The following is a 13,186-nucleotide window of genomic DNA, read 5'->3' as shown; positions in this document are numbered from 1 at the left end:
CGCGGCGTTTTTATTGAAGCCTTCAGATCGAGAACGAAGAGCCGCACCCACAAGTGGTGGTGGCGTTAGGGTTCTTGATCACGAAACGCGAGCCTTCCAGACCTTCCTGATAATCTACCTCGGCACCTGCAAGGTACTGGAAGCTCATCGGGTCGACCACCAGGCTGACCCCTTCGCGCTCGACAATGGTGTCGTCTTCGGCCACTTCTTCATCGAAAGTGAAGCCGTACTGGAAACCGGAACAACCGCCGCCCGTAACAAATACGCGCAGCTTCAAACGATCATTGCCCTCTTCATCGACCAGGCTCTTCACCTTGTGCGCGGCACCGTGGGTGAATTGCAAAGCCGTGGGGGTGAAGGTTTCGACGCTCATGCTGAATATCTCCCGGCGCTTACGCCGCCATAATGCGTGATGGCGGGCATTATCCGCTTCTCCTAGAAAATTGGTCAACTATTTGCGGAGCAGCGGCAAGCTACAAGTTCAAAGCTGCAAGCTTGCAGCTTGTGGCTGCTCTTAAGGCAACATCCCCGCATGGGACAGCCCCAGGCGCTCATCCAGCCCGAACAGGATGTTCAGGTTCTGCACGGCCTGGCCGGACGCGCCCTTGACCAAGTTGTCGATGACCGACAACACCACCACCAGATCACCGTCCTGGGGACGATGCACGGCGATCCGGCAAACGTTCGCACCGCGCACGCTGCGGGTTTCCGGATGACTGCCAGCCGGCATCACGTCGACGAACGGTTCGTTGGCATAACGTTTTTCAAACAACGCCTGCAGATCCATCGAACGATCGACGACAGTCGCATACAGGGTGGAATGGATACCACGAATCATCGGGGTCAGGTGCGGCACGAAGGTCAGGCCGACGTCCTTGCCCGCTGCCCGGCGCAAGCCCTGGCGAATTTCCGGCAAGTGGCGATGCCCTTTGACCGCGTACGCCTTCATGCTTTCCGACGTCTCGGAATACAGCGAGCCGACACTGGCGCCACGCCCGGCACCGCTGACACCGGACTTGCAGTCGGCGATCAGGCGCGAAGCATCGGCAAGACCGGCTTCCAGCAGCGGCAAGAACCCCAGCTGTGTCGCCGTCGGATAGCAACCCGGTACAGCGATCAGTCGTGCCTGTTTGATCTTCTCGCGATTGACTTCCGGCAAGCCGTAGACCGCCTCTTCAAGCAGTTCCGGCGCACCGTGGGGCTGGCCGTACCATTTGGCCCATTCATCGGCGTCCTGCAGGCGGAAGTCCGCCGACAGGTCGATGACCTTGGTGCCGGCGGCCAGCAGTTCGCCGGCCAGGGCGTGAGCAACACCGTGGGGCGTGGCGAAGAACACCACATCGCAGGCGCCGAGGGTCTTGACGTCCGGAACGCTGAACGCCAGGCCGTCGTAATGGCCTCGCAGGTTCGGGTACATGTCGGCGACGGCCAGGCCGGCCTCGGATCGGGAGGTGATGACCACCACTTCAGCCTGCGGATGCTGTGCCAGCAGACGCAGCAGTTCGACACCGGTGTAACCCGTGCCGCCGACGATACCGACCTTGACCATAAACCTGCCCTCAACGAACCCACTGGAAAGCCGTCGATGATAGGGGCCGCAGGGCGTGGCGACAACCGTCAAGGTGACGTGCGGCCGCTCTAACCTCTACTATCGAGCTACCGTGATTTCTTGGAATAACTAAAAATGCTCTATCTGTGGCTCAAAGCACTTCACATTGTCAGCATGGTCTGCTGGTTCGCCGGCCTGTTCTACCTGCCTCGCCTGTTTGTCTATCACGCCCAAAGCGAGGACAGCGTCAGCAAAGAGCGCTTCAGCGTCATGGAGCGCAAGCTGTACCGCGGCATCATGGGCCCGGCGATGATCGCCACCCTCATATTCGGCATCTGGCTGCTGAGCCTCAACGCCGGTGCCTACTTCACTCAGGGAGGCTGGATGCACGCCAAGTTGACCTTGGTCGTGCTGTTGATCGGTTACCACCACATGTGCGGCGCCCAGGTGAAACGCTTCGCTCGTGGCGAAAACACCCGCAGCCATGTCTTTTATCGCTGGTTCAATGAGGTGCCGGTTCTGATATTGCTGGCTATCGTAATTCTGGTCGTCGTCCGACCGTTCTAATCTCCAATCAGCATTCATTATCCGGGGTACTTCCAATGTCGTTGCCCGCTCTGCTTGAACAACGCTTGCGCCTGCCCGTCGTGGCGGCGCCCATGTTCCTGATTTCCAATCCGCAATTGGTGCTGGCCTGCTGCCGCAATGGCATCGTCGGCAGCTTTCCGGCGTTGAACCAGCGCGAAAGCAGCGGCTTCAAGGCCTGGCTGGAAGAAATCGAAGCAGGCCTGGCGACCTTGGAAAACCCGGCGCCCTACGCCGTGAACCTGATCGTCCATCACAGCAACCCGCGACTTCAAGCCGACCTGGCCATCTGCATCGAACACAAGGTGCCGATCGTCATCACCAGCCTGGGCGCGGTGAAAGAACTAGTGGACGCGGTGCACGGTTATGGCGGGCTGGTGTTCCATGACGTGACGACCCGACGTCATGCCGAAAAAGCCGCCGAAGCCGGTGTCGATGGCTTGATCGCCGTTGCCGCCGGCGCAGGCGGGCATGCCGGGACCTGGAGCCCGTTTTCACTGATTGCCGAGATCCGCCAGTTTTTCGATAAGACCCTGCTGCTTGCAGGATGCCTGAACCACGGCCATCAGATTCTGGCCGCACAATTGCTTGGCGCGGACCTGGCCTACTTCGGTACGCGATTTATCGGTACAAGCGAAAGCCACGCACCTGACGCTTATAAAGAGATGTTGCTCACATCCAGAGCCGCGGACATCGTGCATACTCCTGCTGTATCCGGGGTGCCGGCGAGTTTCATGCGCCAGAGCCTGGAGAATGCCGGTTTCGATCTCGCCGCCCTGCAGAACAAAGGCGAGGTGGATTTTGGCTCGAAACTCAAACCGCTGAACGATGAAGCCAAGGCCTGGAAAACCGTATGGTCCGCCGGCCAGGGCGTGGGGGGAATCGATGATTTGCCCAGCGTCGATCAGTTGGTGGCGCGCCTGGATGAAGAATACCGTCAAGCACAAGCCCGGGCGGCACAGCTTGGCGGGCAATGGCCGCGCTGAACCAGCCCAAACAAAACAACTACTTAACTTTCAGAGACAAGGATGCCGGGCATGAGCGAAACCCGTTTCAACATCGTGTTCGACGGCGGCGTGATGCCGGGTGTCGATACCACCACCGCCAAACTCAACCTCGCCGAGCTGTTCAAGAGCGACGTCGCCGCCATTGAACGACTGTTCACCGGTCGCAAGGTGGCCCTGAAAAGCAACCTGTCCCAGAACGAGGCGCAGCAGTACCTCGAAGCGCTCAACAAAAGCGGTATCGATGCCAGGATCGAAGCCGAACCCACCGTCCAATTGAGCCTTGGCGAAGTACAGGACGCGCCACGGCAACCGAGTGGACGCCACCCCGATTCGATCATCGAACCCGCCTCGCCCTACGCGCCTCCCCGCGCCGAAGTCGGTGAAGCGCTTGCCGAGTACAGCACCCTCAAGCCCTTCAGCTTCGATGGCCGTATTGGGCGCCTTCGCTACCTGGCCTGGACCATGGCGTTGACCCTGGCTCTACTGCCCTTGGTCGGCGTGGGCTTCTGGCTCGCCTCGACCTGGCTGCTGGCTTCCGACTCGATAGCGGCGCTCATTGTCGGCGGCCTGCTCGCTGCGGTCGTTGTGCTTGCCTTTGCCTTCGTGAGCATCCAGTTCAACGTCCAGCGCCTGCACGACCTCGGTTGGTCGGGGTGGTTGTGGCTGATCAACCTGGTTCCCTTCGTGGGCAGCATCTTCCCGTTCATCCTCATCATCGCGCCAGGCAACACCGGTGCAAACCAATATGGCCCGCCACCCCCGCGCAATACCACGGGGGTCAAGCTGTTGGCCTCGCTCTGGCTCGTGATGATCGTATTGATTTTCATCGCCACGTTTGCAGGCATCTTCGGAGCCCTCCAGGAAGACTACGACACCAGCAGCCTGAGCAGCTACGAAAGCAGCGAGTCCAGCAGCGAAACCGCTGAAGAGCCCGCCGTTGAGGCAGCCGAGCCCGCTCCGCCTTCTGTAGACTATGAAGAAGAAGAGGAACAATAAGCGCGCTTCATGCCGGTGACAGCCCAGTCATTTGGCGGCGGGCTGTTGCGATGGAGAACTGCATGACCCGTTACGCACTGATCACTGGCGCCTCCAGCGGCATCGGCCTGGCCATGGCTGAAGCGCTGGCCCGGCGTGGCCGCAACTTGATACTGGTGGCTCGACAACGTGATCGGCTGGAAAGCATTGCAATCGAACTGACCCAGCGGTTTGGCGTGGAGGTACTGTTCCGGGCTTGCGACCTGGGCGAACCGCTGAGGCTTTCAGGCTTTTTGCTGGAACTGGAGGAAGGTGAACGGCAAATCGACCTGCTGGTCAATTGCGCGGGTATCGGCACCAGCGGGCCGTTCCTGGGCCAGGACTGGATGACCGAGCAGGACCTGATCGAAGTCAACATCCTTGCCCTGACACGGCTTTGTCATGCCGTTGGCAATAGCATGGCGCTGCTTGGCGGCGGCCAGATCCTCAACGTTGCCTCGGTCGCCGCGTTCCAGCCCGGACCTTGGATGAGCACCTACCACGCCAGTAAGGCCTATGTGCTGCACTTCTCCGAAGCCCTGCGGGTTGAATTGAAGAAATGCGCGATCAAGGTCTCGGTGCTTTGTCCTGGTCCGACCCGAACCGGCTTTTTTTCCAAGGCGCAGATGGACGAGCAAAAACTCATCGCCAGCAAATCGCTGATGAGCCCGGAAGAAGTCGCCCTGTACGCCGTGCGCGCACTGGACAAAAACCGCGCCATCATCATTCCCGGACGCCGCAACCGCTGGCTGGCCGTACTGCCGCGGCTAGGATCACGGTGGCTGGTCCGGACGATCGCCGGCATGGTCAACAAGGCTTACTGCCCGCACTGATGCCCTCACGCTGAACAGCCAAGACACCTCGATCGAGGCCTTCGAGGCATTCGACCTCAACGAACCCAACGGAGAAAACAGCTGTGGATACTCTGTTTACCAAGATCATCAACCGGGAAATCCCGGCGAAGATCATTTACGAGGATGACCAGGTACTGGCCTTCCACGACATCGCCCCCCAAGCGCCCGTGCACTTTCTAGTCATTCCAAAGAAACCGATCCGCACGCTCAATGACCTTACCGAAGAAGACAAGGGCCTGGCCGGGCACATTCTGTTCACTGCCCAGCGCCTGGCGCTGGAATTGGGCTGTGAAGAAGGTTTTCGCGTGGTGATGAATTGCAATGAACTGGGTGGGCAGACGGTCTATCACATTCATATGCATGTGCTGGGTCAGCGCCAGATGAACTGGCCGCCGGGCTGATACCCCTGACCCAACGCAAATCTTCGACGGCCGATTGGGTTAAACTGGCCGCTGTGATTTTTCCCGGAGGTAAGCATGACTACCCAACGTCACTACTCGCCGATTGACCGTCTGTTGCTGCAAGCCGACACCGCGATGCGCACCCTGCTGCCCTTCAGTGGCCAGCCGTACCGCCCATCACCGGCTATCGTGCAACCGGACGCGCAATTGAGTGACGAGCAAACCCGCCACGTCGCCGGATTGATGCGTATCAACCACACCGGCGAAGTCTGTGCCCAGGCGCTGTATCAGGGCCAGGCGCTGACAGCGAAGCTGCCGCAGGTGCGTGAGGCAATGGAACATGCCGCCGAGGAAGAAATCGATCACTTGGTCTGGTGTGAACAACGGATTCGCCAACTGGGCAGCCACACCAGTGTCCTGAACCCGCTGTTCTATGGGATGTCGTTCGGGATCGGCGCCGTCGCCGGGCTGATCAGCGACAAAGTCAGCCTCGGCTTCGTCGCGGCGACCGAGCATCAAGTGTGCAAGCACTTGAACGAACACCTGGAGCAATTGCCGGCTGAGGACGAGAAATCCAGGGCGATCCTCGAGCAGATGCGCGTGGATGAAGAACACCACGCCGAAAGCGCGCTTGACGCCGGTGGCTTCCGTTTCCCGGCCCCGGTGAAATTCGGCATGAGCCTGCTGGCCAAGGTCATGACCAAGAGCACTTATCGGATTTGACGGTGATTGGGAATCTGGATAACCCATCCTTATTCCTCGGAAACTAAAAAAGGCGACTTCCCAACGGGAGTCGCCTTTTTTCTATCCGACGATTTCAGTACAGAAAATCGCAAGCCCTTTGATGGCGACTCAACCCAACTCGATGATTTCATAATCGTGGGTGATTTCGACCCCGGCGGCACCGAGCATGATCGAAGCCGAGCAGTACTTCTCAGCAGACAGCTCAATGGCGCGCTTGACCTGGGCTTCCTTCAGGGCTCGCCCCTTCACCACGAAGTGCATGTGAATCTTGGTAAACACCTTTGGGTCTTCAGTGGCGCGTTCCGCTTCGAGGAACGCTTCGCAGCTTTCGACGGCCTGGCGGGACTTCTTGAGAATGCTGACCACGTCGAAGTTGCTGCAACCGCCCACGCCCAACAGGAGCATTTCCATCGGCCGAACACCCAGGTTCCGGCCACCGGCCTCTGGCGGGCCGTCCATGACGACCACATGACCACTGCCTGACTCACCGAGGAACATGGCTTCGCCAGCCCATTGGATGCGTGCCTTCATCGCCAAGACTCCACTGTTAAAAAAGGGTCGCCAGCTTAGCACAGCACCTCGTCATGACGGCTCTCCGTCGTAGGAAGCTCTTCCTGTCAGCCTGTAGGTAAATTCTCGAATCTATTCAAGACGCCTCTGTTAAGCTGGCGCGAATTCGCTGGCGTATGGCCAGCTTTTAGCGATAGCCATTCGCCCTCATAACAAAACCAAACCACAACACTGCGCAGTCTTTCGGGATACAACCATGGTTGCCATTACTCCCACGCTCAAGATCAAGAATCTCGACAAACTTTTGATGCATTGTCAGCGCCGCCGCTATCCAGCCAAACACAGCATCATTTGTGCAGGTGATCGTTCCGACACGCTGTTTTTCATCCTCAAGGGCTCGGTTACCATCCTGATAGAAGATGACGACGGTCGGGAAATGATCATCGCCTACCTCAACTCCGGAGATTTCTTCGGCGAGCTGGGGTTGTTCGAACAGGCGGGCAAGGAGCAAGAACGCAGTGCCTGGGTGCGGACCAAGATTGAATGTGAAGTTGCGGAAATCAGCTACGCCAAATTCCGAGAACTGTCCCTGCAAGACCCGGACATTCTTTACGTCCTCAGCGGACAAATCGCACAACGCCTGCGCAATACCACCCGCAAGGTCGGCGATCTCGCGTTTTTCGATGTCACCGGACGTGTCGCACGTTGCCTGCTGGAATTGTGCAAGCAGCCCGATGCCATGACCCACCCCGACGGCATGCAGATCAAGGTGACCCGCCAAGAGATTGGACGGATTGTCGGTTGTTCGCGGGAAATGGTCGGTCGCGTACTCAAGGACTTGGAAGAGCGCAACTTGGTCAGCGTCAAAGGCAAGACCATGGTGGTGTTCGGAACGCGTTAAGCGCCCAGCAGTTGGGTCAGCATTTGCCGATACAACGCTTCGAGCCGCTCCAACGCGTGAGGCGCCGGGAATTTTTCATGCAGGGCGATGTGGCTCTCGGCACGCACTCGCTGCTCCAGGCCACAGGCTTCATTGAAGCGATTGACCGCCGCGACCATGGACTCGCGCTCGTTCTCCAGCAACAGCGCGCCATGAACCAGACCCACCGGACGTTGACCGCCCTTGCTCTGGCGCCAGCGCTGAGCGGTGCCAACCATCTTCCGGCCGTCGAGGTTGACGTTGAAGCGTCCGTCGCAAAAGGCCCCTTCCACTTCGCCCAGCGAAGGCACCCCGCCCAATTCATCCAGCAATTGGCAGATGGGATCGCACAATCGGCGGTACCCGGTTTCGATGCGGCCATGGTCACCTTCGCTGCGCGGTGGCGCGTAGACCAAGGCGATATTGACGGTAGCGGCCGACTGCGGCACCGGCTCACCGCCGGTTTCGCGCAGCAGGACTGGCCAGCCATGGGCGGCCGAGACTTCACAGGCGTGCTCGAATCCCGGCAGGCGACTCAAGCGGCGCGGCATGACCAGCGCACGGTCATTGGGCTGCCAGAACAGCAGGCCGAATTCGGCGTCGCCCGCGCAGATGCTGGCCAACAGATCCTGTTCGGCTTGCAGACCCGCTTCGACGGTAAGGGACATCACAGGCGACATGGATCAGTCCAGCGTCGAGCCGCTCACCGGCAGGCCTCGTTCAGGAAAGAACAGTCGTTGCAATTCCGTCCCCGGGTTCTCGGCCCGCATGAAGGCCTCGCCCACCAGGAATGAGTAGACATCGCTGACTTCCATCAGCTCGACATCGGCCCGATTGAGGATGCCACTTTCAGTGATGACCAGGCGATCCCGTGGGATGCGCGGCAACAGGTCCAGAGTGGTTTCCAGGCTCACTTCAAAGGTGTGCAGGTTGCGATTGTTCACCCCGACCAGTTTGGTATCGAGGGTTTTCAGGGCTCGCTCCAACTCGTCGCCGTCATGGACTTCCACCAGCACATCCAGCCCGACACTCTTGGCCACTGCCGCAAGCTCGGCCATTTTCACGTCGTCCAGGGCGGAAACGATCAACAGCACGCAATCGGCGCCCAGGGCCCGAGCCTCGACGATCTGGTACGGGTCGATCATGAAATCCTTGCGGATCACTGGCAACTTGCACGCTGCCCGCGCCTGCTTCAGGTAGTCGTCGGCCCCTTGGAAAAAGTCGACGTCGGTCAACACCGAGAGACAGGTCGCGCCGCCCTTCTCGTAGCTTCGTGCGATGTCGGCCGGAACGAAGTGTTCACGGATCACGCCCTTGCTGGGGGACGCCTTCTTGATTTCGGCAATCACCGCCGGCTGTTTTTTCTTGGCCTGATCGATCAGCGCCGTGGCAAAACCCCGCGGCGCATCCGCTGAACGCGCCAGGTTTTCCAGCTCGGCCAGACTGACGCGAGCGCGACGCTCAGCCACTTCCTCAGCCTTGCGAGCCAGAATGTTTTCCAGAACCGTTGGCACGCTCATCCTTCGTTCTCCACTTTGAATACGGCGGTAAATGCACCCAACTCTTCGAGTTTTTCCCTGGCCAGGCCAGTGTGCAGTGCATCATGGGCCAGTTCCACGCCTTGCTTGAGGCTGCTGGCGTGGTCGGCGGCGTACAACGCGGCACCGGCATTGAGCACGATCATCTCGGCGGCTTTCTGGCCATTCTCGGTCTTGCGGCGACCCAGGGCATCGCGGATCAACTCCAGCGATTGGGCCGGACCATCGACCGCAAGGCCATGCAAGCTCTGGCTCTTCATGCCGAGGTCTTCAGGTTCGACCCAATACTCGCTGATCTGATCATTTTTTAGTTCGGCCACGAATGTGGGCGCCGCCAGGCTGAATTCATCCAGGCCATCCTTCGAATGGACCACCAGCACGTGCTTGCTGCCCAGGCGCTGCAGGACTTCGGCCAACGGCCGGCACAACGCCTGGCTGAACACGCCCACCACTTGATGCTTCACGCCGGCCGGATTCGTAAGCGGGCCGAGCATGTTGAACAGCGTACGCAGGCCCAGCTCACGGCGCGGCGCGGCAGCGTGTTTCATGGCGCTATGGTGCGTCTGGGCAAACATGAAACCAATGCCGACATTGTCGATACAGCGCGCCACTTGAACCGGCGTCAGGTTCAGGTAGATGCCAGCCGCCTCCAGCAGATCGGCACTGCCGCTCTTGCCTGAGACTGCGCGGTTGCCATGCTTGGCAACGGTGCAACCGGCCGCCGCAACGACAAACGACGAGGCGGTGGACACGTTGAAGATATTGGCGCCGTCACCACCGGTGCCGACCACATCGACCACGCCGTCCAGGGTCTTGAGTTCGACCTTGTCCGCCAGCTCACGCATCGCCGACACGGCACCGACGATTTCATCGATGCTCTCGCTCTTCATGCGCATGGCCATCATGAACGCGCCGATCTGCGCATCCGTGCATTGGCCGGTCATGATTTCGCGCATCACGTCGCGCATCTCGTCGGTGCTCAGGTCGAGATGGCCGACGATACGGCTCAGGGCTGTCTTGATATCCATGAAAAGTCCTTAGCGCGTGCCGCCGGTTTGTTTGAGGAAGTTGGCGAACAGCTCGTGGCCCTGCTCGGTGAGAATAGACTCGGGATGGAATTGCACACCCTCGATATTCAACGTCTTGTGGCGCAACCCCATGATTTCATCGACGGAGCCGTCTTCAAGCTGGGTCCAGGCCGTCAACTCCAGGCAGTCGGGCAGAGTTTCGCGCTTGACGATCAGCGAGTGGTAGCGGGTTACGGTAAGCGGATGATTCAACCCCGCGAACACGCCCTTGTCCTCGTGGAATACCGGGCTAGTCTTACCGTGCATGACATGCCGGGCGCGCACGACATCGCCACCGAACGCCTGGCCGATCGACTGATGCCCCAGGCAGACGCCCAGGATTGGCAGCTTGCCGGCGAAATACTTGATAGCGTCGATGGAAATGCCCGCTTCGGTTGGCGTGCACGGGCCGGGGGAAACCACGATGCGCTCAGGCTTGAGGGCTTCGATTTCGGCGATGGTCAGTTCGTCGTTGCGCACGACCTTGACCTCGGAACCCAGCTCGCCGAGATACTGCACAACGTTGTAGGTAAAAGAGTCGTAGTTATCGATCATCAGCAACATGGCGTAAGCAACCTATTGAATTCACTGACTTTAAATACAGCCTTCAGAGAGTGACCCGCACGCTGCTGCGCTTGGCGCGGCGATTGATACCCCGGCGAAGCGGTTCTACAGCGGGTAAAGAAGGCAAATCGGTACAGGTCCGGCGAGGCCGGCGGAGATTGTTCAGGCGCGCCAACGCCAACGGGCGTGTGCCTTGATCATTTGATCCAGAAGTTTGCTGACAATCGACACAGGGGAAGTCTCGTTCATACGTCCCGGCACAGTAGCTTAGCTGGGCGGAGCACGCAATATGACCGATCCCGAAGGGCTTTGAAACAATCGCGACGTTCCGGATAGATGGCAAAACGCCGGAAGTTTTTGGTACTGTCGTTTCGTTTTCTAACAACAATAAGATAAAAACGGACTTTCCCATGATAAAGAAGACGCTGTTCGTACCGATTGCCAGCTGCCTGTTGGCGATGGCCTGCACCCAGGCGAGCGCCGGCCCCAACCCGTATTCCAAGTTCATCGTATTCGGCGACAGTCTCAACGACGCCGGCCAGTTCGCCGACCCGAACGGCCCGCCCGGTTCGACCGAGCGCTATACCAACCGAACCGGTCCGATCTACACCGACGGCAGCGGCGAAGCCTATTCGGCCAACTCCACCCAATTGCTTGGTGGGCGCCTGGGCTATTCCGCCGACGAGACCGCGGCTTCCACGTCGGCGGTCCGCGCCGGCCAGGGGCTGGCCGATGGCAATAACTGGGCGGTAGGCGGGTATCGCACCGACCAGATCCTCGAATCGATTACTGGCGTGTCCGACACCGGCGAGCGCAGCCGTCCTGGCTACTTGCAATCCAACGGTCTGCGCGCCGATCCAAATGCGCTGTATTACCTTTCCGGTGGTGGTAACGACTTCCTTCAAGGCCGGGTATTGAACACCGCGCAAGCGAACGCCGCCGCCGACCGGCTGGCCGACAGCGTCCAGGTGCTGCAAACGGCCGGCGCCCGCTATGTGATGGTCTGGCTGTTGCCCGACCTGGGCCTGACCCCGGCCCTCAACGGTGGCCCCTTGCAGGACACCTTTTCGCAACTGGGCAATCAGTTCAACCAACAACTGATCACCCGACTGCAAGGCATCGATGCCGAAATCATTCCGTTGAACATTCCACTGTTGTTGAAGGAGAGCTTCGCCGATCCGGCAAGATTCGGCCTCGCCACCGGCGAGAACCTCACCGCCACTTGCTTCAGCGGCAACGGCTGCACGGAGAACGCCACCTATGGCATCAACAGTGCCACGCCGGATCCCAGCAAGCTGATCTACAACGACGCGGTCCATCCCACCGAAGCCGGACAGAAACTGATCGCCGACTACGCCTTTTCCCTGCTCGCGGCGCCCTGGGAGCTGACACTGCTGCCGGAAATGGCCCACTCGACCTTACGTGCTCACCAGGATGAATTGCGCAGCCAGTGGCAATCGGACTGGGAAGACTGGCAGACGGTCGGCGAGTGGCGAGCCATCGTCGCCGGTGGCGGCCAGCACCTGGACATGGACAGCCAAGGCAGCGGCGCCAGCGCCGACGGCAGCGGCTACAGCCTCAACGTGGGCGGCAGCTATCGCCTCAACGAGGCTTGGCGCATGGGTGTCGCCGCCGGTTTCTACCGCCAGGACATGGACGCAGGCGATAACGATTCGACGTACAAGCTCAACAGCTACCTGGCGACGGCTTTCGCCCAGTTCCAGCAAAACCGCTGGTGGGCCGACGCGGCGCTGACCGGCGGCAAGCTCGACTACGACAACCTGGAGCGCAAGTTCGACCTGGGCGTCAACGAAGCGCAGGAGAAAGGCAACACCGACGGCCATCTCTGGGCATTCAGCACGCGGGTGGGCTACGACATCGCCCAGCCGGGCAGCGAATGGCACCTCTCGCCGTTTGTCAGCGCTGATTATGCGAAGGTGGAAGTGGATGGTTATTCGGAAAAGAGCAACCGCTCCACGGCCCTGACCTTCGATGATCAGACCCGCGATTCGAAACGCCTGGGCATTGGCTTGCAGGGCAAATACAACATCACCCGGCAGACCCAGGTGTTTGGCGAATATGCCCACGAACGCGAGTACGAAGACGACACGCAAAAGGTCAACATCGCCCTCAACAGCCTGCCGGCCAACGACTTCACGCTGGAAGGCTACACACCACAGAGCCACCTGAATCGCCTGAGCCTGGGGGTCAGCCACAAGTTGACGCAGGACTTGGCGTTGCGGGGCGGTTATACACTGCGCAAGGACGATGACATGACCCAGCAAGGGGTGAGCCTGGGGGTCAGCCTGGACTTCTGATCGAGGGGAACCTGTGGGAGCGAGCTTGCTCGCGATAGCGAACTTTCAGCCAACCTATTTGTTGAAGGTGACGGCCTCATCGCGAGCAAGCTCGCTCCCACACAGATTGAGTTGCC

The 13,186-nt window shown here is 59.8% G+C and carries 15 protein-coding genes; 8 read left to right on the top strand and 7 right to left on the bottom strand.

Translation table 11 applies throughout. The annotated features are described in order from the left end of the window. Positions 1-22 precede the first annotated feature (22 nt). Complete coding sequence (erpA, locus tag M1D99_RS03290; protein WP_003177727.1) at positions 23-373, bottom strand: iron-sulfur cluster insertion protein ErpA; 351 nt, start codon at positions 371-373, stop codon at positions 23-25. Between the two features lie 141 nt (positions 374-514). Further along, a complete protein-coding gene (gene argC, locus M1D99_RS03285; RefSeq protein ID WP_458131369.1) occupies positions 515-1,549 on the bottom strand; it encodes an N-acetyl-gamma-glutamyl-phosphate reductase in 1,035 nt (344 codons plus the stop codon). A 135-nt stretch (positions 1,550-1,684) separates the two neighbouring features. Here argC and hemJ point away from each other — a divergent pair, with 135 nt between their 5' ends. The 6 genes from hemJ (at position 1,685) to coq7 (ending at position 6,133) form a co-directional block, all read left to right on the top strand. After that, the gene (gene hemJ, locus M1D99_RS03280) at positions 1,685-2,116 is read left to right on the top strand and encodes a protoporphyrinogen oxidase HemJ (RefSeq protein WP_186706988.1); all 432 of its coding nucleotides are present in this window, start codon (positions 1,685-1,687) and stop codon (positions 2,114-2,116) included. A 35-nt stretch (positions 2,117-2,151) separates the two neighbouring features. After that, positions 2,152-3,120: an NAD(P)H-dependent flavin oxidoreductase gene (locus tag M1D99_RS03275; protein WP_186706987.1), complete on the top strand. Its 969-nt coding sequence runs from the start codon at positions 2,152-2,154 to the stop codon at positions 3,118-3,120. Between the two features lie 51 nt (positions 3,121-3,171). After that, complete coding sequence (locus M1D99_RS03270; protein ID WP_186706986.1) at positions 3,172-4,137, top strand: DUF805 domain-containing protein; 966 nt, start codon at positions 3,172-3,174, stop codon at positions 4,135-4,137. A gap of 62 nt (positions 4,138-4,199) precedes the next feature. After that, on the top strand, positions 4,200-4,988 hold the full coding sequence (locus tag M1D99_RS03265; RefSeq protein ID WP_434573992.1) for an SDR family NAD(P)-dependent oxidoreductase: 789 nt from the start codon (positions 4,200-4,202) through the stop codon (positions 4,986-4,988). Positions 4,989-5,071: 83 nt separating this feature from the next. Beyond that, the gene (locus M1D99_RS03260; protein WP_003316306.1) at positions 5,072-5,410 is read left to right on the top strand and encodes a histidine triad nucleotide-binding protein; all 339 of its coding nucleotides are present in this window, start codon (positions 5,072-5,074) and stop codon (positions 5,408-5,410) included. 75 nt (positions 5,411-5,485) lie between these two features. Further along, positions 5,486-6,133, top strand: a complete 648-nt coding sequence (gene coq7 / locus M1D99_RS03255; protein WP_060740380.1) for a 2-polyprenyl-3-methyl-6-methoxy-1,4-benzoquinone monooxygenase — start codon at positions 5,486-5,488, stop codon at positions 6,131-6,133. 129 nt (positions 6,134-6,262) lie between these two features. Here the strand turns inward: coq7 and M1D99_RS03250 are convergent, their stop codons facing one another. Continuing rightward, on the bottom strand, positions 6,263-6,685 hold the full coding sequence (locus M1D99_RS03250; protein WP_003206127.1) for an OsmC family protein: 423 nt from the start codon (positions 6,683-6,685) through the stop codon (positions 6,263-6,265). Between the two features lie 235 nt (positions 6,686-6,920). Between M1D99_RS03250 and crp the strand changes: the two genes are divergently transcribed. Continuing rightward, positions 6,921-7,565, top strand: coding sequence for a cAMP-activated global transcriptional regulator CRP (gene crp / locus M1D99_RS03245; RefSeq protein ID WP_458131368.1), 645 nt, complete (start codon positions 6,921-6,923; stop codon positions 7,563-7,565). Here crp and M1D99_RS03240 read toward each other — a convergent pair. From M1D99_RS03240 to M1D99_RS03225, 4 genes are read right to left on the bottom strand one after another with little or no spacing between them, the layout of a single operon-like run. Next, positions 7,562-8,263, bottom strand: coding sequence for a lipoate--protein ligase family protein (locus M1D99_RS03240; RefSeq protein ID WP_434573988.1), 702 nt, complete (start codon positions 8,261-8,263; stop codon positions 7,562-7,564). The genes crp and M1D99_RS03240 overlap by 4 nt on opposite strands. A gap of 3 nt (positions 8,264-8,266) precedes the next feature. Then, positions 8,267-9,103 carry an indole-3-glycerol phosphate synthase TrpC gene (gene trpC / locus M1D99_RS03235; protein ID WP_186729588.1) on the bottom strand — a complete coding sequence of 279 codons (837 nt, stop codon included), beginning with the start codon at positions 9,101-9,103 and terminating at the stop codon, positions 8,267-8,269. Continuing rightward, entirely contained in the window at positions 9,100-10,149 is a 1,050-nt protein-coding gene (gene trpD, locus M1D99_RS03230) for an anthranilate phosphoribosyltransferase (protein ID WP_092146427.1), read from the bottom strand. The genes trpC and trpD overlap by 4 nt, the downstream gene beginning before the upstream one ends. Positions 10,150-10,158: 9 nt before the next feature. Further along, complete coding sequence (locus M1D99_RS03225; RefSeq protein ID WP_434573985.1) at positions 10,159-10,752, bottom strand: aminodeoxychorismate/anthranilate synthase component II; 594 nt, start codon at positions 10,750-10,752, stop codon at positions 10,159-10,161. A 410-nt stretch (positions 10,753-11,162) separates the two neighbouring features. Here M1D99_RS03225 and estP point away from each other — a divergent pair, with 410 nt between their 5' ends. After that, positions 11,163-13,070, top strand: coding sequence for an esterase EstP (gene estP / locus M1D99_RS03220; RefSeq protein WP_434573984.1), 1,908 nt, complete (start codon positions 11,163-11,165; stop codon positions 13,068-13,070). Positions 13,071-13,186: the final 116 nt, after the last annotated feature.

The organism is Pseudomonas sp. R3-41 (genome assembly GCF_054161485.1).
The sequence above is the reverse complement of the archived record's forward strand: the minus strand, read 5'-3'. Positions and strand labels throughout refer to the sequence as shown.

Coding starts and splice junctions, on each gene's coding strand:
- erpA (WP_003177727.1), bottom strand. CDS start 373: ATGAGCGTCGAAACCTTCACCCCCACGGCTTTGCAATTCACCCACGGT.
- argC (WP_458131369.1), bottom strand. CDS start 1,549: ATGGTCAAGGTCGGTATCGTCGGCGGCACGGGTTACACCGGTGTCGAA.
- hemJ (WP_186706988.1), top strand. CDS start 1,685: ATGCTCTATCTGTGGCTCAAAGCACTTCACATTGTCAGCATGGTCTGC.
- M1D99_RS03275 (WP_186706987.1), top strand. CDS start 2,152: ATGTCGTTGCCCGCTCTGCTTGAACAACGCTTGCGCCTGCCCGTCGTG.
- M1D99_RS03270 (WP_186706986.1), top strand. CDS start 3,172: ATGAGCGAAACCCGTTTCAACATCGTGTTCGACGGCGGCGTGATGCCG.
- M1D99_RS03265 (WP_434573992.1), top strand. CDS start 4,200: ATGACCCGTTACGCACTGATCACTGGCGCCTCCAGCGGCATCGGCCTG.
- coq7 (WP_060740380.1), top strand. CDS start 5,486: ATGACTACCCAACGTCACTACTCGCCGATTGACCGTCTGTTGCTGCAA.
- M1D99_RS03250 (WP_003206127.1), bottom strand. CDS start 6,685: ATGAAGGCACGCATCCAATGGGCTGGCGAAGCCATGTTCCTCGGTGAG.
- crp (WP_458131368.1), top strand. CDS start 6,921: ATGGTTGCCATTACTCCCACGCTCAAGATCAAGAATCTCGACAAACTT.
- M1D99_RS03240 (WP_434573988.1), bottom strand. CDS start 8,263: ATGTCGCCTGTGATGTCCCTTACCGTCGAAGCGGGTCTGCAAGCCGAA.
- trpC (WP_186729588.1), bottom strand. CDS start 9,103: ATGAGCGTGCCAACGGTTCTGGAAAACATTCTGGCTCGCAAGGCTGAG.
- trpD (WP_092146427.1), bottom strand. CDS start 10,149: ATGGATATCAAGACAGCCCTGAGCCGTATCGTCGGCCATCTCGACCTG.
- M1D99_RS03225 (WP_434573985.1), bottom strand. CDS start 10,752: ATGTTGCTGATGATCGATAACTACGACTCTTTTACCTACAACGTTGTG.
- estP (WP_434573984.1), top strand. CDS start 11,163: ATGATAAAGAAGACGCTGTTCGTACCGATTGCCAGCTGCCTGTTGGCG.